The following is a 20,852-nucleotide window of genomic DNA, read 5'->3' on the forward strand; positions in this document are numbered from 1 at the left end:
CATCTTCACATTGGCAAGCTCGACACCCGTGCCATCCGGCTTCACCCGGATCTTCACGTTGTAGTCGACAACCCGTTTGACGGGCACGAGAATTTTCATGGGCAACCCCCCTTTATTTCTAGACTGCTGGTGGTCAGTGCGGTCGTTCAGCAAGCAATACCCAGAAGGCAAAGAGCGGCGTGTCGAGCGACCTCATGGCATGTCTGATGCCAGGGACATTGTAGAACGACCCACCGATACCTGGCGAGAACCAGTCTCCCTCCCCTTGCTGGAACTCTCCATCGGAAAGCACCAGATAGACCTCCTCGGGCGCGTGGTCGTGATCCGGATAGCGCACATGAGGCGCCAGCAACGTCACGCCGAACCACAAGTCGCTCCGCTCCTCCAATCCGCCCGGGCCGATGATCATGGCATTGGCATGCCCATCGACAAAATTGTCGCTGGCCGTGTGGTCATACTTGCTGCGTCGACGCCATTCAAGCATTGGCTCGATGTCTTTGAACGCCTCGATCAACCGCGTCAGCGAAGAATAATAGGAGGTATCAACCGCAAGCGCCACATCAAGCTGAGCGCAGACGGGCAACCGGCTTCCCTCGCCCGCCCGCGCGCCCCCCGGCTGCTCCAGCGCCGCGAAAAACTGACGGATCGAGCGCCGGGCCTCCGGGGCCTTCGCGAACTGATCGAAAGCCTGAGACGCAGTATCCACGAAAAGCTGGAGGCTTTCCCCGCGTACACGCATATCATCCCCTTCCTTGGAACAGGATGATTTTAGGCCGTCCGGCCCAAATCTGAATCCCGTTCTTTTCGGCGTCATGCACTAAACGATCGGCCGACGATCGGCCGTTCCTGCGATCATATATCCTTGGCGATCCGCAGGCCGTCATAGATGGCGGCATGCGTATTGCGCGCAGCGACAGCATCGCCGATCCGGAATAGCTGGAACTTGCCATCAGGATTGCGAATGACGGACTGCGGTTCCCCGGAAATAAGCTGGTCGTGCGACATCTCGCCGAGGTTCATCGAATTGGGCTTCAGTTCGAAATAGAGCTCATCGAGCGGAATGGTTCCATGATTGACGACGATCTGGTCGAAGCTGTGTTGCCTGGCAATTCCGCCGTAATCGCTGCCGACATGGGCGACGAGCTGGTTGCCGCTCTTCTCGACGGCCTCCAGGCGATAGGTGACGGTGAAGGTCACGTCATGCTTCTGCAGAGAGCGCATATAGGGCACCAGGTTCATGGCCATGACCTCGGGCGCGAAGGACCGGTCCGGCGTCATGATCTCGACCTTGGCGCCTGCCTTGGCGAGAAATTCGGCTGCCTGAAGGCCGGCATGGTCGCCGGCATCGTCGAAAATCAGCACATTGGTTCCAGGCTTCACGTCGCCGGAGATGATGTCCCATGAAGAAACCACCAGATCGTTGCCGCTGGCGAGAACCTCGGTATGCGGCAGGCCGCCGGTCGCGATGATGACGACATCGGGATTCTCGGCCTCGATGGTATCGGCTTCCGCCCAGGTGTTGAAGTGGAAGGTGACGTCATATTTCTCGCACTGGCTCATGCGCCAGTCGATGATGCTAATCATCTCCCTGCGGCGCTCGCTCTGGGCGGTGAGCCGGATCTGACCGCCGGGATTGTTCGCCGCTTCGAAAACGACGACCTGGTGGCCGCGTTCTCCGGCGACGCGCGCCGCTTCCAGACCGGCCGGGCCGGCGCCGACGATGACGACCTTTTTCTTGGCGTCGGCTCTTTCCACGATATGCGGCATGGTCAGTTCGCGGCCGGTGGCGGCATTGTGGATGCAGAAGGCCGCCCCGCCCTGGTAGATGCGATCGAGACAGTAATTGGCGCCGACGCAGGGACGAATATCGTCTTCCCGCTTTTCGATGATCTTGCGGACGATATGAGGGTCGGTCATGTGGGCGCGGGTCATGCCGATCATGTCGACCTTGCCGGAAGCGATCGCATGGCGCGCGGTGGCGACGTCAGGGATTTTCGCCGCATGGAAGGTCGGGAAATTGGTTGCGGCGCGAATTTCGCCAGCGAAATCGAGATGCGGTGAATTCGCCATGCCCTGGATCGGAATCACGTCGGTCAGACCCGCATCGGTATCGATGTGGCCGCGAATGACGTTCAGGTAATCGATCAGGCCGCTTTCCTTCAGGCGCCTGGAGATTTCGAGGCCTTCGGCCTTGCCGTTACCGCCGGGAAGACATTCGTCGGCGGTATAGCGCACGCCCAGAATGAAGTCGTTCCCCACTCTTTGCCGGATGGCTTTGAAGACGTCGAAACAGAAGCGCAAACGGTTGTCGAGCGAGCCGCCGTAGGGGCCGTCGAGCTCGTTGGTGAGCGGCGACGTGAACTGGTCGATCAGATGGCCGTAGGCCTCCAGCTCGACACCGTCCATGCCGCCCGCCTTCATGCGTTCCGCAGCATCGGCAAAATCCTTGATGATGCGCTCGATGTCCCAATCTTCCACCTTCTTCGGGAAGGCGCGGTGGGACGCCTCGCGCTGATGCGATGGGGCCACCACAGGCAGCCAGTCGCCCTTGTCCCAGCGCGTGCGCCGGCCGAGATGGGTGAGCTGGATCATGATCGCCGCGCCCTCTTCATGCACGGCGTCGGTCATTTCCCTGATCCAAGGCACGATCTCGTCCTTGTAGGCGAGCAGGTTGTTGAAGACCGGCGGACTGTCCCTGGAAACCGCGGCGGAGCCCGCCGTCATCGTCAGGGCCACACCGCCCTTTGCCCGCTCCACCGTATAGGCGCGATACCTCTCCTTCGGCATGCCGTCTTCCGGATAGGCCGGCTCGTGGGAGGTCACGATGATACGGTTGCGCAGCGTCAAATGCTTGAGCTGGTAGGGCTGAAGAAGGGGATCGTTCGACATGGGCCGTGGTTCCGGATTAAAAACGTCAGAGGAGACGCTAAGCACAATGTACACATGTGTCAATGTTGAAAACATAGGGGTCGTTGATTTCGACACTGATGTACATTTTCCTTGTGCGCTGCCGTATAATTTGATAGGAGATAGCCTATGGATCAGGCTCTGAACGACACCGGCTGGCGCGGATCACAGGAGGGATGGCTGGAAGCAGCTTACCAGTCGTTGCTGGATTCCGGCGTGGATTCGGTGAAAATTCTGCCGCTGGCGAAGAGGCTCAATCTCTCGCGCACGAGCTTCTACTGGTTCTTCAAGGATCGGGAGGAGCTGTTGGCCGGGCTCGTGGCGCGGTGGCGCGACAAAAACACCGGCAACATCGTCAAGCAGTCCGAAGCCTATGCGGAATCGCTCGCCGAGGCGATGCTCAACGTCTTCGATTGCTGGCTCAACAATGATCTGTTCGACGCCAGGTTCGAATTCGCCGTGCGCAGCTGGGCGTTGCAGTCCGACGAGATTCTCGCCGAGGTCCGGCAAGCCGATCAGCTCCGGCTTGATGCGCTCAAGCGCATGTTTATCCGCTTCGGGCTACCAGAAGCGACATCAGATGTCCGAGCGCGAACAACTTACCTCGTGCAGATCGGTTATATCTCCATGCAATCCAAGGAGGAACTCGCCGTCCGCATGAAACGGATCCCCGAATATATCGCAATCTACACCGGTGAAGTGCCGCAGCAGAGGGAGCTCGATCGCTTCTTCTCCCGGCATGGCTATCGGCCCGGTTAGGGAAGGGCGAGATGAGTGTTTCCCTGAGGATCGGTATCATTGGTGGCGGCGGTTGGCTTGGCGGAGCAATCGCCGGCTCGATCCTTGATGCCGGCCTGGTCGAACCTCGAAACCTCTCCCTCTCCTATCGCAGTGAGCAGCCGCGCCGCTTTCCGAATTCTTTCCTGACCACCGACAATCAGGCGCTTGCCGACCGCTCGGACGTGATTCTTCTCTCCGTCCGCCCTGATGACTGGCATGCTCTTGAGGTCGATGCCGGCGGCAAGCTCGTCATCTCGGTCATGGCGGGCATCCGCCTGGACGCAGTGTCTGAACGCCACAAGACTGGTCGCATCGTCCGCGCTTTGCCGAATGCCGCCGCCGAAGTGGCAAAGTCCTATACGCCGTGGATTGGCGCGAGCGATGTCACCGAAGACGACCGAGCCCTCGTCCGCGCGATCTTTCAGGCATGCGGATCTGAGGACGAGGTCGCAAGGGAAAGCGACATCGATTACCTCACCGGTCTTTCCGGGTCCGGACCGGCATTCCCGGCGCTGCTCGCCGCCGCCATGATGAGCGACGCCGTCGCAAATGGCCTGCCGGCGGAGATTGCGCGCCGCGCCGTCAACACGGTGATCACAGGCGCCGGTCGCCTGCTGGAGCGCCGCGACGAATGTCCCAATGAGGTCGTTCAAACCTTTGTCGGCTATCGCGGAACCACTGCTGCAGCCATCGAAGGCATGCGCGCGGCCGGGTTCGACGCTTCGGTTGCGGATGGGCTGTCGGCGGCATTCAAGAAATCGGTGAGTATGGGAGACGCTTCCTGACAACCGTTGGAGTGGGTCCTGCGGCGCCCCGCTCGGCAAAACCGGCCGCTAAATAGAGGGAACGAGAATGAAAAAACTACTTGCATCGACATGTCTGACGTTCGGCCTGATCGGCGGGGCATCTTTCGCCAGCGCCGCCGAATGCGGCACAGTGACCATCGCCAGCATGAACTGGCAGAGTGCAGAGGTTCTCTCCAACCTCGACAAGTTCATCCTGAACGAAGGTTATGGCTGCGCAGCGGAAATCACCGTCGGCGATACCGTTCCGACGATCACCTCGATGGCCGAAAAGGGCCAGCCGGACATCGCACCTGAAGCCTGGATCGACCTGCTGCCTGATGTCGTCAAGAAGGGAACGGAAGAAGGCCGGATCGTCCAGGTCGGCTCTCCGCTGCCCGATGGCGGCGTGCAGGGCTGGTGGATTCCCAAATATCTGGCCGACGCCCATCCTGATATCAAGACCATCGGCGACGTGCTGAAGCATCCGGAACTCTTCCCCGATCCTGAGGATGCGAAGAAGGGCGCCATCTACAACGGGCCGCAGGGCTGGGGCGGCACCGTGGTGACCACGCAGCTCTACAAGGCCTTCGAAGCCGAGAAGGCCGGCTTCACCCTCGTCGATACCGGCTCGGCCGCCGGCCTCGATGGTTCGATCTCCAAGGCATACGAACGCAAGGAAGGCTGGGCCGGCTACTACTGGGCGCCGACCGCCCTGCTCGGCAAGTATGAGATGGTCAAGCTCGAGGCCGGCGTGCCGAACGACGCCGCCGAATGGAAGCGCTGCAATACCGTCGCCGATTGCCCCGATCCGAAGCCGAACGCATGGCCGGTCGACAAAATCGTCACCCTCGTTGCAAAGCCTTTCTCGGAAAAGGTCGGGCCTGAAGTCATGGACTACCTGACAAAGCGCTCCTGGAGCAACGACACGGTCAACAAGCTGATGGCATGGATGACCGATAACCAGGCAACCGGCGAGGACGGTGCCAAGCACTTCCTCAAAGAAAACAAGGACCTCTGGACCAAGTGGGTCTCGCCTGAGGCAGCCAAGAAGATCGAAGCTGCTCTCTAGAACAGGATGATTTTAGGCCCGTTTGGCCTAAAATGAGAGCATGATGTCGTCCGAAAGCCGCTCACACTTTTCGGCATCATGCTCTAACACCGACTACTGCGGTGCGCTCAATGCGCACCGCCTCTCGCTGCCGATAAAATCAAAAAGACTGCCACGGCTCTTTGAAGAAAAAGGGGAACCGAATGGAATGGTTTTATAAATTCCCGCATATGGATGACGACGCCCTTCGCAATCTGAAGAAGGCGATCGATGACGGTTTTCGCGCATTTACCCGCACCTATGGCGACGCGATCGAAAGCCTCTTCTCCCCGCTGCAGCATTTCCTGATCGCCGCCGACCGCTTCATGACGCAGACGCCGTGGCCGATCATTACGGCAATCATCCTTGTCATCGCATGGTTTGCGAGCCGCAGCCTGAAGATCGTCTTCGGCTGTCTCGTCACGCTGCTGTTGATCGGCTATTTCGACATGTGGGACGATACGATGCGGACGGTCTCGATGATCTTCGTCTGTACCGTGCTCTCCATCGCCATCGGTATTCCGATGGGGATATTGATGGCGCGTTCCGACCGGCTGCAGCGCGTTATCAATCCGATCCTCGACGTCATGCAGACCATGCCGAGCTTCGTCTACCTGATCCCTGTCGTCATGCTGCTCGGAATCGGCAAGGTGCCGGGACTGATTGCCGTCGTCATCTACGCCATCCCACCGATGATAAGGCTGACCGACCTCGGCATCCGCCTGGTCGACAAGGACGTGCTCGAGGCAGCCGATGCGTTCGGAACGTCGAGCTCGCAGAAGCTGTTCAAGGTTCAGCTGCCGTTGGCGCTTCCCACCATCATGGCCGGTATCAACCAGACCATCATGATGGCGCTCGCCATGGTGGTCGTCGCTTCGATGATTGGCGTCCAGGGCCTTGGCCAGCCGGTTCTGAAGGCCATCGCCAACCAGTACTTCACCCTGGGTATTTTCAACGGCCTTGCCATCGTCGGCATCGCCATCATCTTCGACCGGGTCAGCCAGGCGTATGGCAAGCGGCTCCAGAAGCATCGGGAGATCGTCCATGGCTGATCAACGTTTCGGCGGCATCAAGATCCGCCACCTCTACAAGATCTTCGGTCCCAATCCTGGCGCTCATGTCGATGCCGTCAAAAAGGGATTGTCGAAGACCGAGCTCAACGAAAAGCACGGCCACGTGCTCGGCCTGAAAGATATCAATGTCGAGATACCCTCGGGCCGCATCCAGGTCATCATGGGCCTTTCGGGTTCGGGCAAATCGACGCTCATCCGCCACATCAACCGTCTGATCGATCCAACCGCCGGCGAAGTGCTTGTCGACGGCGTCGATGTGGTGAAAATGAACGAGACCGAATTGCGGACGTTTCGCCGGCACCAGACAGCAATGGTGTTTCAGAAGTTCGCGCTTCTGCCGCACCGGAATGTTCTCGACAATACTATCTTCGGCCGCGAAGTGCAGGGCATGGAGCGCTCGAAAGCCGTCGACGTCGCCATGGGCTGGCTGGAGCGGGTCGGCCTGAAGGGCTTCGAGAGCAAATATCCCAACCAGCTATCGGGCGGCATGCAGCAGCGCGTCGGGCTGGCGCGAGCCCTCTCGAACGATGCGCCGGTTCTGCTGATGGACGAGGCCTATTCGGCGCTCGACCCTCTGATCCGCACCGATATGCAGACGGTCCTTCTCGACATTCAGAAGGAGATCAAGAAAACCATCGTCTTCATCACCCATGACCTCGATGAAGCCCTTCGGCTGGGCGACCAGATTGCGATCCTGCGCGATGGCGAAGTCATCCAGCAGGGCACCAGCCAGGACATCGTTCTGCGTCCGGCCGACGCCTACATCGCCAACTTCGTCAAGGAGGTCAATCGAGGCCGGGTCATCCAGGTCGATGCCATCATGACATCCTTGCATTCCGGTGCGGTGCCGGGCGGATTGACGATCGCATCCGGCACGACCGTCGAAGATGCCGTCCGGATCCTGGCATCGGCGGCCCACGACGATGCCAGGGTGGTTTCACCATCCGGGGAAGCATTGGGTCTTGTCACCTTCCGCCAGCTTGCGGGCGCAATGGTGAACTCGCAGGAGGTGGCTCCCCGACGCGACAACGCCCTCTCGGTCGCACTTTGACACTCCAAATGCGGCCGTCTTTCCGTTTCGCTGGTGACACCGATATCAGGCACGTCGCCATTTCTGGAACTGGAAAGTCGGCCGCCTGACGCCCGGGGGATCACCATGTCAAAACTCTTCCCACGTCTGTTTTCGCCGAGCGAGCCGCATTGGAGCTGTGATGGCCGGGCAGAGGATGAGAAATCCGATAGACGCGCTCCGGCAACTGGCGCTCGAAGCCCTGCCTCGCCCGCGACGGCAGCCCGGCCAGCATCCCCGGAGACAGAGCGATGCCCACGTGCGTCACGGAAACCGCTAGTCATGACGTCGATATAAGCGTGTTGGAAGCGATCCGTCGCTTGTGCCTTCGGTAAGAAAATCATTACTCAGCCCAAAGCCGAATGCATCGCGCTCGGCGGCATCATTCCGAAGTTCCCATCGTTGGTGCGAATTGAGAAACTGAAGATCTCTGTCCACTTTCCGCAGCTCATTGCGCAAGACAGGCGGCTTTCAAGCAAGTGCTTACCTATACATTTTGCGCAAGGTCAGTCCAGACTGCGTCACGAAAAGCCGGTTGGCCGACAATATCGGGACCTGACAATTGCTCCATAGCTAAGGAACAGTAAGATCAATCTCGACCAAGGCCATGATGGTTTGCGGTCCCAAAGCCAAGCCCTTCCAGCCATCACCCCCCAGGATGGAAGGGATCGTACATACGCACTCCATCCCGTGCGTATGCCTGCGTGCCTGTCTGCCTGCCGAAGGCCCTCTTTAAGCGGTCCACTAAGAACCTTCGGCAGGCGACTGCGCGGCTCTCGAATGGGGCATTCTCGACAAACTCCAGATGATGCGCATCGCGGTTAGATCGCCGCGGTCGAACCTGGGGTGTGGCGGATACAGCTGTAAAATCGCGCCTTCAGCGTAATCGTTTTATCAGCGGGTTGTCGTCACAACCGGCGGCGTGAAGTCTTGCCAATGGCTGCGGGTTCTGTCAGTTCCTGGTCTGGATGGGAACTAACGCATTCAACGGGTTGGTCTTTTTGACCTCTACCATGCCCGAATTCGGCCTGCATCAGCTGGCGCACGCCGCTGATCTCGATGCCGGTATCACGCGAAGATCCACCTGCTCCGCTGCAAACTGCTGCACTCTATCCAACAATCGTCTAATATACGTCCAAGGCGCTCATCCATGCCGTCTACAGGCTCTGACGAGCGCCGCGGCACAGGACGACCATCCATGACGACTGGCAATGCTGGGAGAGGGACGTGCACCAATCCGACACTCTCGCCGGCGGCGCGTCGCGCTGGCACGTGCGAGCGGTGGAGAAGGGTATGTCGAAACAACCACATCGAACAATGGGAGCCGGATGACAGAAAATAGCACTGCGCCATTCTCATTTCGATTTAGCGGTTCGTCCTTCGACAACATGGTCGAAACGCTGGGCGGAGCTTTTGGCGCATTTGATGCCGAGCCTGTCGGACGCAGTCAGGACTTCCATTGGGGATTGGATTTCTCGGTATGTGACAAGGCCGTCCTGCTCACCGGTTATCATGAGGCGGAGTTTCAGTTCAATATCGAGCCGACCGTCGATACGGCGGAGTATCTGTCGATCGTCGTGCCACGCAGCGGCGGCATGGGGGTAACCTACGGGTCCCGCGTCGCCGAGGCCGGGCAAGGAAAATTGCTTCTCTATAATAATTTCGAACCCAACAGCGTCATCATGCATGGGCGATCGAACGTCATCGACGAGTTGCTGATCAACTGGCCTGTCATCCTGCAGACGATCGGCCAGACGTTCGAGATGCCGTTCAACGGCTCCCTTGACCTGCTGCCCGAACTGGATCTGTCCAAGCCGGAAGGCCGGTTGATCGGCAATCTCACGGAAACGATCATTTCAGGCATGCGCGACGATGGCCCCCTGCTACAGTCGCCGATCGCCATGGCGCATATGACACAGGCGCTCGCCGATCTGGTCGTGCGCCTGGTGCCGCACCGGCTGTCGCAATTCCTGGAGAATGGCCCTGCCCTGATCGCCCCCCGGCATGTCCGCCGCGCGATCGAATTCATGCACGCCAATATCGATCAGCCGATCACCATGCCGAAAGTGGCCGAAGCGGCCGGCGTATCCAGCCGGGCGCTCGAAACCGGTTTTCGCGCGTTCAGGGGAACTTCTCCCGCCGCCTATCTGCTGACGCTTCGTCTGCGTGCCGCGCGCCAGGATCTGCTCGCTCCCGAGAGCAAGGAGACCATGAAGGCCATCTGCCTCAAATGGGGCTTCTTTCACTTCGGCCGGTTTTCCGCAGTCTATAAAGCCACATACGGAGAATACCCCTCCGACACCAGGAAGCGCGTGATGGGTCGATAACGGCCTCAGCTTGCGGCGTGTGAGCAGGTGGCCGGCGTTGACACTGTGATGTTTACGCCTCGTCCCTCGGCGGCAATGTGTAATGCACTCTCATCGTCCTTAGATCCCGCTTCACGATCTGCAACACCTCTTCGCGTTCCGCCAGGACGTTGAGCTCCCTGAGCACGAGAGAATGTGCGATCCCCAGCAGGCGCGCAAAGGCGCGGCTGTCACTGGCAATTCCCAATTCCGCGGCGACAAGGAGACCGGCCTGTATTGATGTCAGCCTGTTATCCCTGCCTTGCGCCGCAGCGACGAGGGCGAGAAAGCGAGACGCTTCTTCGCTCACGCCGCGTTTCGCCGGCGGAAGGACACCATGATCGATTTCGAGGTGGGCGTATCGCTTTCCCTGCCTGCGCTGCCAAGCGGCACGAGCACGTTCAGTTCGGGATAATAACCCGCGATACTTCCCCTCGGAATGTCATAGGGCACAAAGCGGAAATTCTCAGCGATGCGCTCGATACCGTCATCATGCTCGCCGACCACGTCGACCCGGTCACCGGCCTTGGCATTTATCGCCGTCAGGTCGGCTGGATGAATGAAGATGACCTGCCGCTCCCCGTAGACGCCGCGGTATCGGTCATCGAGACCGTAGACCGTCGTATTGTATTGATCGTGCGACCGGAACGTCTGCAGCGCGAAACGCCCCTCGCCCTTTTGCGCCCGCTGATGCACCGTCTCCTCCGGAAGCGCTTCCGAAGAGAACGATGCCTTGCCTGCCGGCGTCTGCCACTCCCGATGGGCGGCCGTGTTGCGCAGGTGGAAACCGCGCGGCTTGCGCAGGCGCGTATTGTAATTTTCGAAGCCTGGAATGGTCGCCTCGATATGATCGCGGATGCGGTCGTGGTCGTCGGCGAGCTCTGACCAGTCGACCACGGCGGAGCCGAGCGTCGCCTGTGCAATGCCGGCAATGATGGCGACTTCCGAGAGGAGATGCGGCGAAGCCGGACGATTGATGCCGGCGGAACCATGCACCATGCTCATCGAATCCTCGACGCTTATGAGCTGTGAGTTGCCTGCCGTATTCAGATCCATCTCGGTGCGCCCGAGGCACGGCAGGATGAAGGCCGTCTCGCCGGGCATGAGATGCGAATGGTTGGGTTTGGTTGCGATGTGCACCGTCAGCTTCAGCCGTCGCAGCGCCTTTTCAACGAGTGCGCTGTCGGGCGTGGCGCGGGCGAAATTGCCGCCAAGCCCTATGAAGGCATCAGCCGAGCCATCGAGCATCGCACCGATCGCGGCAAGGACATTGTGGCCATGTTCGCGAGGAACACTGAAGCGGAAGTGCTTTTCCAGCGCATCGAGGAAATCCTCCGATGGCTTTTCGTTGATGCCGACGGTGCGGTCGCCCTGCACGTTGGAATGGCCGCGAACCGGGCAAAGGCCGGCACCCGGCCGGCCGATATTGCCGCGCAGGAACATGAAGTTGGCGATCTCGCGGATCGTCGCAACCGAATGCAGATGCTGGGTTACGCCCATCGCCCAGGTGCAGATGACCCGCTCGGCGTTGATATAGACATCGGCCGCCCGTTCGATCTCCTGCCGGCTCAGTCCCGATTGGTCCTCGATGTCAGCCCAACTCGTCGCCTCGACCGCTGCCCGGTACTCTGCGAAACCCGCGCAGTGTTCGGCGAGAAATGCATGGTCGAGAACAGAGGGCAGGCCGGCGGCGACGGCTGCATCTTCCGCAGCCAGCACGGCCTTCGCCATCCCGCGCACCGCGGCCATATCGCCGCCGAGTTGCGGCTGGAGATAAAGGCTGGCGATGTCGGTCGAACCGCCGCGCAGCATCTCGATCTTGTCCTGCGGGTCGGAGAAGCGCTCCAGGCCGCGTTCGCGGATGGGATTGAAGACGACGACGCGCGCACCGCGGATCGCCGCCCGGCGCAAGTCGCCGAGCATCCTCGGATGGTTGGTGCCCGGGTTCTGCCCGATCACGAAGATCGCGTCCGCCTCTTCGAAGTCCTCCAGCAGCACGGTGCCCTTGCCCACACCGACCGCCTGACGCATGGCGATGCCGCTTGCCTCGTGGCACATATTGGAGCAATCGGGAAAATTGTTGGTGCCGTAGACGCGCACGAACAGCTGGTACAGGAAGGCGGCCTCGTTGCTCGCCCGGCCCGACGTGTAGAATTCCGCCCGGTTGGGGCTATCGAACCCCCTCAGAATGCCGCCGATCTCGGCAAAGGCATCCTCCCATGCGACCGGCAGGTAACGGTCGCTCGCCGCATCGTAGCGCATCGGATGCGTAAGGCGCCCGTGGAGTTCCAGTTCATAATCCGTCAGCCGGCGAAGCTGCGATACCGTATTGTCAGCGAAGAAGGCGGGCGTTGCCCGCTTCTCCGTCGCCTCCCAGGCGACGGCCTTCACGCCGTTCTCGCAAAACTCGAACGACGATCCGTGCTGCGGATCACCCCAGGCGCAGCCCGGGCAATCGAAGCCGTCCGGCTGGTTCGCCTTCAGCATCGTCCGCGCCCCTGAAATGGGCATGCCGCTTTGAAGCAAACGCTTGCCGCAGCTCTTCAAAGCGCCCCAGCCGCCGGCTGCTGCCGATTTCTTACCAATGAATTTTGTGTCCATGTGCCCTGTATTGTCGAAGCGGGGAAAACATCAAGGGCGCACGAGCGATGGCTCGATAGGAAAAACCTATCAAGGATTCGATCTAGAGCATGTCGCGCAAAAGTGTGCAGCGGTTTTGCGATCACGACATGCGTAGAAACAAAGAGCTAAAGCGCGAAGAGCGAATCTGAAAGATTGCGACGCGCTTTAGCCGGCCTTGATGGCGTGCCGCTCCTCGGGCGAATGTGCCAGGATGCGATTGCGGCCTTGAGTCTTGGCGTCGTAGAGCGCGGCATCGGCCTCGCTCAGGAGGCGGTTCGGGTTGATCCTCAAGGTGGCTCCCGTCGCACAGGATATGCCGATGCTGGCGGTCACCCGGCCGAATTCGCTGCCGGAATGAACGATATTCTCCTGGCTTAGGAGACGTGCGAATTGCTCGGCAACGATCATCGCCCCTTTCGCACTGGTTGCAGGCAGCAGAACCACGAATTCCTCTCCGCCGTAGCGTGCGACGATGTCGGCCGGGCGGCTTACGGACTGGCGCAGACACCTGCTGACGACACGCAGGCATTGGTCTCCGGCGGGATGACCGTAGGTGTCGTTATAGGCCTTGAAGCGGTCGATATCGACCATCAGAAGGCTGAACGGCGTGTTTTTCCTGGCGCTGCCTGCGGTCTCACGGGCGAAAGCCTCGTCGAAGGCCCGGCGATTGACCATGCCGGTGAGCCCATCGGTCTCGGCAAGGGACTTCAGCTGCTCCGCCGACAACCTCAGCGCGATTTCCGCTTGCTTCGTCGCGGTGATGTCGGAGACAACGGCCATCGCCGTGCCGTCTTCCGCAAGCCTTGTCCGGATGCTGCGCCAGTCGCCGTTGTGAAGCTGAACCTCTTCGTCCTTGTTGCTGTGCAACGTGGCGCTGGTGGCCTTGATCCACTCTTCGCGGTCATTGTCCGGGATGCCGGTGCGCTCGCCGGTTTCGGCAACGCGGCGAAGGATATCGCTGATATGCGCGCCCACCACGCGGGCGTCCCCGGATAGCGGAAAGGCAGTGCGATACTGGTCGTTGCAAAAAACGAGAAAGCCCTTGCTGTCGTACATGGCGATGCCATCGGACATGCCGGCCATCGCATGCGACAGCAGGTTCTTGCTCTTGCGCAATTCCCGCTCCAGGGCAGTCCGCTCTGTCACGTCACGCGTGACACCGGCAAGGCCGATCACCCGCCCGTGCCTATCCTTCAGCGGCACCTTGGAGGCGAGCAGGTATCTGTCTTCGATACGCTCGACGGAGTCGATCAGGGGCACCCCGGTGTCCATGACCTGCTGTTCGAGATAATAAAATTCTTCGGCGCGCGGCCGCGATATAAGATTGAAATCCGACAATCCGGTCATCTCCGCCGTGGTTCTGAAACGAAAAAGGCGGCTCATATTTTCATTGACGGTGATGAAGCGGCTGTTTCTGTCCTTCACGTAGAGATAGTCGGGCGACTGCGAAAACGCGGTCACCAAGATGCTCCGCTCCAGCTCCCATTGCTGCGTCTTCAACAGAACGAAACCACACAGCGCCGTCGCCAGGCAGTTTAACACCGTCATCGGCAGACCGATGATCGCCAGCACGCGGGCGTGCACCAGGGTGGGAAGCACCGCCATCAAAACAATAAGTGCGCCGCCGAGCGCGAGGCTCAGCAGCGCAACGTCCATGAGCTCGGCAGATCTCTTCCGGATGCAGACATTGGCAGCCAGGCCAATCCCGGTTGCGACAGCAATTGCGATCAGGCCATCGATCATTGCCGTGCCGCCGACACAGAAGCGGAAGACCATTGCCAGCGACGCCGCGAAGGCCGCCGCGATCGGTCCGCCGAACATGCCCGCCAAAGCAAGAGGCGAGAAGCGCATGTCGATATAGATGCCGGGATTGACTTCGACGGCCAGCAATATGGATCCGATGGAGGCGCCGCCGGCTATGATTCCGAAGACGATTTTTTCCTGTGTGACCGAACGACGCTGAAATTGGATCGAGAAATGCGCCCAGAGCGAAATCGCCAGGCACACGAATGACAGGTTGCCACCGAATTGCGTCCAGATGCCATTCACTGCGTTGGATCCACCTTCCAATACATGTACCGAACCAATCATAGGGCAACACTGGTTTGAGCTTCGTTAAATCAAAGACCTATCAGGCTATATTCGTTCGCGGATGCGTCTCCAGGCCGCTCGGCAGCAATGCGGCGACAGGAAGCGGCGACTGCCGCGACGATGAGGTATGGGCAGGGAGGCCCGCTGCCAGATTGAAGACATCAGAAATACGCGAAACCGGAATTGAAAAGTCACGCTCCAGGATGGCAGGAGACATCATGTCCGCAACGCCCTGCGGTTCAACGGCTAGCACCTGATGCTCGTTTTGGCTTTTCGGCGTGTCTGGGTTCAGGACCCGCCTGCCACAGAGAAGCATCATGACCGCTCCCGGCCCAAACCGGTCATGGGCTTCCAAAAAACCTAAATTTTCCGCGACATCTCATGAATGAGAAGATGGCCAATGGGCTCCCGATTCACGAATTCCGCCTCGACGTGTTTTAGAACATGGCGCTGCCCAGCGAACGGCACCATCTCCATGGCCTCTGCGAACGATACCCACTGAAATTCGCTGTGTTCATCGTTGATAGAAACTGTCTGCTCGGCGTCCACAACGCCGACGAAGACGGGCAGCATGCTGATGGCATTGCGATCAGCCTCATAAAATTGCTCGCAGATATCTGCGGAATAGAGAAAGTCGCAGATCAGGCCTGTCTCTTCACGGACCTCTCGCAACGCTGTTTCCCAGGCCTTCTCGCCGTCCTCGATCCCGCCGGCCACTTGGCACCACTCGCCAACCAACGTGTGATTTCGGCGTAAAAGCAGCACCTCATATCCAGCCGTTCTTTTGCGGATGACGACGACCGATACAGCAAAACAACGGATTGGAATTTCGGCCACTCGCCCTCTCCTCCAAAATGATCCTTTGCGTCGTCGGTTGGTATAACAGGAAGTTCCGCAACGCGCACAACGTCCGCTTCCGGCGCGAACCGGAAGCACGGATGCACAATGAAAGCCTGCTCCGGGGCCGGGAGCGGCCTGGCAGCTTTTTGGCTGCCTAGGAACGACAGCTGATAATCAACCCGCGGGTTAAGGTCTGAGGATGGCCCACACCGGGCCCTCGCAGGCCCATTGCATGCTCTCCAGAATCAGGCTGGGACCAAGCCACGCACCACACGGAACATCATGGGAAATGACCGGGGTCCATCGGGCAAGCCAACCAGATACCCGGCACGAACATGCTGTTCGATCGAACCGCGGGCGTCGTCCGAAAGTGCCATCAATATGCTTGTGGTGCTGCCTGGGCCGTCGGTGAAGGTAGCCCAATAATCCGCGAAGGACGCATACTCGCAATCCACGACAACGGGAGCCTCCGTCACGTCGACGAGGCCGATCTTCCGCCACAACGTCGCCTGACCATTAGGCCAGAAGAGCTGGCGCCCCGCCCGCATGGATCTCAGCCTGGCGAAGTCGACCTCAAGCACGGCGCCGGTGTTAATGACGAGATCGAAGGCGGGCATGCCGCCCAAGAACTGAGTAACGGCGGACGCGACCACGCCGCCTGGACGGGTGACGCGCACCATCTCGGCAACGACCTGTTCAATTTCCGGGATAACGTCCAGGGCCAGCGTGGAAACAGCCGCATCGAAAAAGTTAGTGTCGAACCGCAGGTGCCGGACATCGCCGTGTTCATAGGCGATATTGGAGTGGGATCGTCGACGGCGGGCTCCTTCCAGGTATCCCTCCGATGCGTCGACACCGATCACATGCGCTCCCGCCTCGGCCAGTGCTTTCGACAACACACCTGTCCCACATGCTACATCGAGCACGCGACTGCCCGGAGCAATATTAGCACGGGTGAGAAATGGGCTTGCCAGATGTTCGCTCCAGCGCCCTATGAATGTCTCGTAGACGTCGGGATCGGCCCAATTATATCGCAGTTCTGCGGCTTCCATGGCTTGCCATCCTCTCTCGATCAGGAATGGACTGTAACACGGCCATTCGGGTCGCGCGTATCGCCGTCACACCGGGCAATCCAGCGAAACCTTTTTAACGCCTCTCAAGAAAATATGACACAGCGGGAGCCCCTGAAATCACACTGGCCTTTCCGTCGGGGGGAGCTCCGAGGTGCCGCTTGGTTGGTTTGACTAAAGCATGTCGCGCAAAAGTGTGCAGCGGTTTTGCGGCAACGACATACGTAAAACAAAGAGCTAAAGCGCAAGGAGCGAATCTTAAAGATCGCTAGGCGCTTTAGTGTGATCCGCTTAGGTCGCCCGGTGGGAGTCCGCTTCGCCCACTAACTGCAATCCTTCAGCGCGGCCGTGGCCAACAGGAGCAATTGCCAGCCAGGAGCTGCGGAACGCTGGACACCGTCCGCTGTTAGCACGAGAACCCCGATGCTGAATGACTGCTAAGGGGCCCAAAGCGGTCAAGACCGCCGTCGGTCCCTTTGCTGCCGTTCGAGGTCGATCCGAGGAACGTGCGATATGTGCTAGGATGCGGCCCGAAGGCGGAATGCGACAAACGCACTGCGAGGGGCGGTGTGATCGCACCGGAATTCGCACGACCGAGAGCCGACGTGTGCTCTTGAAAGGGGAGACAAGGACGATGCCGACACCACAGCAACCCAGCCTAATAGTTCGACAGAAATCCCCACAGAATATCGAGTTTCCGTTTTCGTCGCTCTCCGATTGGCTGATCCCAACCGAGCAGTTCTTCGTGCGAAACCATTTCCCGTCGCCGGACCTCGATGCGCGAGACTGGAGATTGCGCGTTGGCGGGGCGGTGGAGCGGCCGATCGAACTTGACCTCGACAGCATCAAGGCGATGCGGAGCACGACTTTCACCGCCGTCGTCGAGTGTGCAGGGAACGGCCGCGTCTATTATGAGCCGCCGAAGGAGGGGTTGCAGTGGCAGAACGGAGCCGTCGGCAATGCCGCGTGGACAGGTGTTCTTCTGCGCGAGATTTTGGAAATGGCGGGCGTTAAGCGAACCGCATGTGAGGTTCTGCTCGCAGGCGCCGACAGCGGCGTCGTCGACGCGAACAAGAAAACAGCTTCTCCCGGCCCCATCGCTTTTGCGCGCAGTTTACCGCTTGAGAAGGCCATCGCTGACAGCACGATCCTTGCCTATTCGATGAACGAGGAGCCGTTGACGCGCGATCACGGCTACCCGCTACGCGCGGTAGTGGGTGGCTGGTTCGGCATGGCTTGGGTCAAGTGGATCACTGATATCACGGTCGTGGAACAACCGTTCCTGGGGTACTGGCAGGCGCGCGACTATTTCCGTTGGGAGCGCAGCCTCGGGGAACCCAGGCTGGTCCCCCTCGCGGAGATGGAGGTCAAAGCGCAGATCGCGCGTCCAGCGCAGGGGGCGCGTCTCATCGCCGGCCAACCGTACCGGATTTTCGGAGCCGCCTGGAGCGGAGAGGCTGCTATCCGGCAGGTGCAGGTCTGCACCGGAGATGGCAGGGGCTGGCGCGAGGCAAGGCTCCTCGAAACAGAACATCCCTTTGCATGGCGCTTGTGGGAGTACATGTGGACCCCTGAAGAAGTGGGGCGATACATACTGCGATGTCGCGCGATGGATGGGGCGGGGTGCGTGCAGCCCGACCTCCAGCGTTCCGACTGCGAGAGCTACGCGGCCAATTGGATCGTTCCGGTGGAGGTTACTGTCGTTCCCGCGCCACAGACGTATGAGGAGGAATTCGTGATCTAATCACCCGCATGGGGCGGAATGGCGGCTTTTGGCGCAACTGCGACCCGCGTTGTCACTGCGCCATGTCCCTTTGCAGCAACAGCGACGGGCATATCGGCCCAAAGCTGACAAGAGGTCGCTCTGTCGTCCCTGCTGGCAGGGCTCGTCCATTCGAATTCTGGACGTCAAACTACCCACATAGCCTATGACTCCTCCGAGTTCGTCATTGCGCCAGGCGCTAGAAAATCTTCTCGGTGGGAAGTCCGAGCGCGAATGAACCCGCATATTGCGCCTGGGCTCCGGGCTGCATCGGATGATAGCGAGCGCCCTGTATGTCACGGAAGCAGCGTTCCAGGCCGTTCTCTCGATAGAATGCCGCGCCGCCTGCGACCTCCATTGCAAGCTCCGTCACCTCGATAGCGTGCCGTGCGACCAAGGAACGGCCGATCATAACCTCGTTGACGGTTTCCGCGGACGGTTCGTTTCGTGCAACGACCTCTAGCATCCAGCGATGGGCGATCTGTGCGGCCCTCAGAGACGTTTCCATGCGCCCGACCAACCCGATCACGTGATCGCTGTTGGCCTTGCTACGGACCATCTTGACTGCAATGTCGCGGGCGCTCTCGGCGATGCCAAGATAGACCGCGTAGATCAGAGGAAACGCGATCGTGCCGATGACTTGAAATACTGGATGCCATTGCCCCGCGCTTCTGGAAAATGCGACACTGGCATCCGGCACGAAGAGGTTTTCGATAATGACATCGTTTGACCCGGTTCCCCTCATTCCAAGTGTTCGCCACGTATCCTCAATTGATACCTCTGGGGATGCCATCGGAACGCCGAAATGGATGACGGAGCGCGCGCCATCCGGTTCTTCATAAACAGCACCGGTCATCAGGATGTTTCCCGCCGCCGCGCCGGAAGTGAAGCGTTTACGTGCGGTGATCCGGTATCCGCCATCAACTTTCAGGGCCTTGCCCGATCCGCCGATCCAGTCCGATCCGCCGCTCGAGAGCAATATGATTTGCTCCGATGCAACACGTCTCAGGAGCGGCTCCACCGCGGCCACCTTTTGATGCCGCCAGCGCCAGGCGGGGATGGCGACTTGATGGGTATGCATGGAAAAGGCAAGCGCGGTGGACCCACATGCACGAGCAATGGATTTGAGCATCTCAGAAAGTTCCGGCACCTCCGCGCCCATCCCGCCCAATTCGATTGGAACGCCTGCCCGCACGAGTCCAGATTCCTTTAGAAGCGCGTAATTCTCGCCGACGAAGGTGTCGCTCTCGTCGATCGATGCGGCGCGTTGCGCGATGGTGGGCAGGACCGAAGTGGTTAGTTCGACAATGGTCCGACCGCCGGCAAGGTTCTGTTTTGGTTCTGCAGGCCCGAGCATATCAATGCCTCCTATCTCGTGAGGATTGAGACTCTGCGCTCGTTTCACAATTGCGGCTAGTACACGAACTGTACTGAACGCCGCCGCCGTAGCATTTGGCGGACCGGTTGTTTTGCAATATTGTGCCTGATCCAGACCGTTGGAGGTCCTTATGGTAGAGCGTGACGGCTACGGGCAATTCTGTCCAGTATCAATGGCGTCGGAAATCCTCTGCTCGCGGTGGACGACCTTGGTCGTCCGCGAACTCCTTTGCGGATCGACGCGCTTTAATGAGTTGCGTCGCGGTCTACCAAAAATGTCTCCGGCACTCTTATCAAAACGACTGAAAGAACTGGAACAAACGGGCGTGATCACGGTGACAAGGAGTGCGAACGGCACGACCCATTACCAACTCACGGCATCGGGTGAAGAATTGAGACCTCTGATCATGGGTCTCGGAAATTGGGCTCAACGGTGGATGGAATCGCGACTTTCCTTGAAGAATCTCGACCCTTCACTGCTCATGTGGGACATGCGGCGGAGCCTCGATACAAGAAGACTTCCGACCCGCCGTTGTACGATACAGTTTCTGTACCCGGAACTTTCGGCCGCGCAAAAGAGCTGGTGGCTTGTGGTCGAAAACGGAAAAGTCGATCTCTGCAACTTCGATCCGGGCTATGATGTAGACCTTCTCGTTGAAGGGCCGCTCCGTTCGATGACCGCAATTTGGATGGGCCTCACGACCATACGTCAGGAAACCGATGCAGAAACGCTGAAACTTGAAGGGGACAGGGTGCTCGCGCGCGACATGCAGGAATGGCTCGGTCTGAGTGTGTTTGCCAAAATCCCCCGGATGAGGGCTTGAACCATCGAAGGCGAGTGGTCCTGACGGATACAGCCCAACAAGGAAGACCCGTCACCCAGCCGGAAAATTGGCACGCACGCCTGCAGAAGCCGATGCCCGCTCTGGAGCGCAAACCGGAAGCACTGATGCCGTCATTGGTTCGAAGCATTCATGGATTTGTCATTGACCACGTTGCTCCGAAGCGGTCGGGGATCGTCGGCTGCGGCGCTCTACAAATGAA

At 59.6% G+C, this 20,852-nt stretch carries 16 protein-coding genes and 1 pseudogene; 8 read left to right on the forward strand and 9 right to left on the reverse strand.

What is annotated here, in order from left to right; translation table 11 throughout:
* The 3 genes and pseudogenes from A6U98_RS37020 to A6U98_RS34115 all read right to left on the reverse strand — a co-directional run.
* A pseudogene (locus A6U98_RS37020) lies at positions 1-99 on the reverse strand (electron transfer flavoprotein subunit beta/FixA family protein); the annotation flags it as partial.
* A gap of 34 nt (positions 100-133) precedes the next feature.
* The gene (locus A6U98_RS34110; protein ID WP_064655636.1) at positions 134-739 is read right to left on the reverse strand and encodes a dimethylsulfoniopropionate lyase; all 606 of its coding nucleotides are present in this window, start codon (positions 737-739) and stop codon (positions 134-136) included.
* A 113-nt stretch (positions 740-852) separates the two neighbouring features.
* A complete protein-coding gene (locus tag A6U98_RS34115; protein WP_064655637.1) occupies positions 853-2,889 on the reverse strand; it encodes an NADH:flavin oxidoreductase in 2,037 nt (678 codons plus the stop codon).
* A 147-nt stretch (positions 2,890-3,036) separates the two neighbouring features.
* Here A6U98_RS34115 and A6U98_RS34120 point away from each other — a divergent pair, with 147 nt between their 5' ends.
* The 6 genes from A6U98_RS34120 (at position 3,037) to A6U98_RS34145 (ending at position 10,028) form a co-directional block, all read left to right on the forward strand.
* Positions 3,037-3,666: a TetR/AcrR family transcriptional regulator gene (locus A6U98_RS34120; RefSeq protein WP_027686670.1), complete on the forward strand. Its 630-nt coding sequence runs from the start codon at positions 3,037-3,039 to the stop codon at positions 3,664-3,666.
* An 11-nt stretch (positions 3,667-3,677) separates the two neighbouring features.
* On the forward strand, positions 3,678-4,472 hold the full coding sequence (locus A6U98_RS34125) for a pyrroline-5-carboxylate reductase dimerization domain-containing protein (RefSeq protein ID WP_064655638.1): 795 nt from the start codon (positions 3,678-3,680) through the stop codon (positions 4,470-4,472).
* A 67-nt stretch (positions 4,473-4,539) separates the two neighbouring features.
* Entirely contained in the window at positions 4,540-5,541 is a 1,002-nt protein-coding gene (locus A6U98_RS34130; protein ID WP_064655639.1) for an ABC transporter substrate-binding protein, read from the forward strand.
* A gap of 182 nt (positions 5,542-5,723) precedes the next feature.
* Positions 5,724-6,611 (forward strand): proline/glycine betaine ABC transporter permease, encoded by an 888-nt coding sequence (locus tag A6U98_RS34135; protein ID WP_025397051.1) that lies wholly within the window; start codon positions 5,724-5,726, stop codon positions 6,609-6,611.
* Positions 6,604-7,683, forward strand: a complete 1,080-nt coding sequence (locus A6U98_RS34140; RefSeq protein WP_064655640.1) for a glycine betaine/L-proline ABC transporter ATP-binding protein — start codon at positions 6,604-6,606, stop codon at positions 7,681-7,683. Before A6U98_RS34135 ends, A6U98_RS34140 begins: the two co-directional genes overlap by 8 nt.
* Before the next feature lie 1,346 nt (positions 7,684-9,029).
* Positions 9,030-10,028 (forward strand): helix-turn-helix domain-containing protein, encoded by a 999-nt coding sequence (locus A6U98_RS34145; protein ID WP_064655641.1) that lies wholly within the window; start codon positions 9,030-9,032, stop codon positions 10,026-10,028.
* A 52-nt stretch (positions 10,029-10,080) separates the two neighbouring features.
* Here the strand turns inward: A6U98_RS34145 and A6U98_RS34150 are convergent, their stop codons facing one another.
* The 5 genes from A6U98_RS34150 to A6U98_RS34175 form a co-directional block, all read right to left on the reverse strand.
* The gene (locus A6U98_RS34150; RefSeq protein WP_064655642.1) at positions 10,081-10,356 is read right to left on the reverse strand and encodes a hypothetical protein; all 276 of its coding nucleotides are present in this window, start codon (positions 10,354-10,356) and stop codon (positions 10,081-10,083) included.
* Positions 10,353-12,647 (reverse strand): FdhF/YdeP family oxidoreductase, encoded by a 2,295-nt coding sequence (locus A6U98_RS34155; protein ID WP_064655643.1) that lies wholly within the window; start codon positions 12,645-12,647, stop codon positions 10,353-10,355. The genes A6U98_RS34150 and A6U98_RS34155 overlap by 4 nt, the downstream gene beginning before the upstream one ends.
* A 186-nt stretch (positions 12,648-12,833) precedes the next feature.
* Positions 12,834-14,759, reverse strand: a complete 1,926-nt coding sequence (locus A6U98_RS34160) for a diguanylate cyclase (RefSeq protein WP_064655644.1) — start codon at positions 14,757-14,759, stop codon at positions 12,834-12,836.
* A gap of 360 nt (positions 14,760-15,119) precedes the next feature.
* On the reverse strand, positions 15,120-15,596 hold the full coding sequence (locus A6U98_RS34170; RefSeq protein WP_064655646.1) for an NUDIX domain-containing protein: 477 nt from the start codon (positions 15,594-15,596) through the stop codon (positions 15,120-15,122).
* 248 nt (positions 15,597-15,844) lie between these two features.
* Positions 15,845-16,651: a methyltransferase domain-containing protein gene (locus tag A6U98_RS34175; protein WP_064655647.1), complete on the reverse strand. Its 807-nt coding sequence runs from the start codon at positions 16,649-16,651 to the stop codon at positions 15,845-15,847.
* Between the two features lie 652 nt (positions 16,652-17,303).
* Between A6U98_RS34175 and A6U98_RS34180 the strand changes: the two genes are divergently transcribed.
* On the forward strand, positions 17,304-18,413 hold the full coding sequence (locus tag A6U98_RS34180; protein WP_064655648.1) for a sulfite oxidase: 1,110 nt from the start codon (positions 17,304-17,306) through the stop codon (positions 18,411-18,413).
* A gap of 217 nt (positions 18,414-18,630) precedes the next feature.
* Here A6U98_RS34180 and A6U98_RS34185 read toward each other — a convergent pair whose 3' ends face one another.
* The gene (locus tag A6U98_RS34185; protein ID WP_064655649.1) at positions 18,631-19,788 is read right to left on the reverse strand and encodes an acyl-CoA dehydrogenase family protein; all 1,158 of its coding nucleotides are present in this window, start codon (positions 19,786-19,788) and stop codon (positions 18,631-18,633) included.
* Between the two features lie 151 nt (positions 19,789-19,939).
* On the opposite strand from A6U98_RS34185, the gene A6U98_RS34190 reads away from it, so the two are divergent.
* Positions 19,940-20,632: a helix-turn-helix domain-containing protein gene (locus A6U98_RS34190; RefSeq protein ID WP_064655650.1), complete on the forward strand. Its 693-nt coding sequence runs from the start codon at positions 19,940-19,942 to the stop codon at positions 20,630-20,632.
* The last annotated feature ends 220 nt before the right edge of the window (positions 20,633-20,852 follow it).

This window comes from Rhizobium sp. WYCCWR10014 (genome assembly GCF_001657485.1).
Classification (GTDB): domain Bacteria; phylum Pseudomonadota; class Alphaproteobacteria; order Rhizobiales; family Rhizobiaceae; genus Rhizobium.

What these genes read in the sequence shown, in the direction of transcription:
- A6U98_RS34155 (WP_064655643.1), bottom strand. Translation starts at nt 12,647, where the DNA reads ATGGACACAAAATTCATTGGTAAGAAATCGGCAGCAGCCGGCGGCTGG.
- A6U98_RS34180 (WP_064655648.1), top strand. Translation starts at nt 17,304, where the DNA reads ATGCCGACACCACAGCAACCCAGCCTAATAGTTCGACAGAAATCCCCA.
- A6U98_RS34160 (WP_064655644.1), bottom strand. Translation starts at nt 14,759, where the DNA reads ATGATTGGTTCGGTACATGTATTGGAAGGTGGATCCAACGCAGTGAAT.
- A6U98_RS34135 (WP_025397051.1), top strand. Translation starts at nt 5,724, where the DNA reads ATGGAATGGTTTTATAAATTCCCGCATATGGATGACGACGCCCTTCGC.
- A6U98_RS34140 (WP_064655640.1), top strand. Translation starts at nt 6,604, where the DNA reads ATGGCTGATCAACGTTTCGGCGGCATCAAGATCCGCCACCTCTACAAG.
- A6U98_RS34175 (WP_064655647.1), bottom strand. Translation starts at nt 16,651, where the DNA reads ATGGAAGCCGCAGAACTGCGATATAATTGGGCCGATCCCGACGTCTAC.
- A6U98_RS34190 (WP_064655650.1), top strand. Translation starts at nt 19,940, where the DNA reads ATGGTAGAGCGTGACGGCTACGGGCAATTCTGTCCAGTATCAATGGCG.
- A6U98_RS34130 (WP_064655639.1), top strand. Translation starts at nt 4,540, where the DNA reads ATGAAAAAACTACTTGCATCGACATGTCTGACGTTCGGCCTGATCGGC.
- A6U98_RS34120 (WP_027686670.1), top strand. Translation starts at nt 3,037, where the DNA reads ATGGATCAGGCTCTGAACGACACCGGCTGGCGCGGATCACAGGAGGGA.
- A6U98_RS34145 (WP_064655641.1), top strand. Translation starts at nt 9,030, where the DNA reads ATGACAGAAAATAGCACTGCGCCATTCTCATTTCGATTTAGCGGTTCG.
- A6U98_RS34185 (WP_064655649.1), bottom strand. Translation starts at nt 19,788, where the DNA reads ATGCTCGGGCCTGCAGAACCAAAACAGAACCTTGCCGGCGGTCGGACC.
- A6U98_RS34115 (WP_064655637.1), bottom strand. Translation starts at nt 2,889, where the DNA reads ATGTCGAACGATCCCCTTCTTCAGCCCTACCAGCTCAAGCATTTGACG.
- A6U98_RS34110 (WP_064655636.1), bottom strand. Translation starts at nt 739, where the DNA reads ATGCGTGTACGCGGGGAAAGCCTCCAGCTTTTCGTGGATACTGCGTCT.
- A6U98_RS34125 (WP_064655638.1), top strand. Translation starts at nt 3,678, where the DNA reads ATGAGTGTTTCCCTGAGGATCGGTATCATTGGTGGCGGCGGTTGGCTT.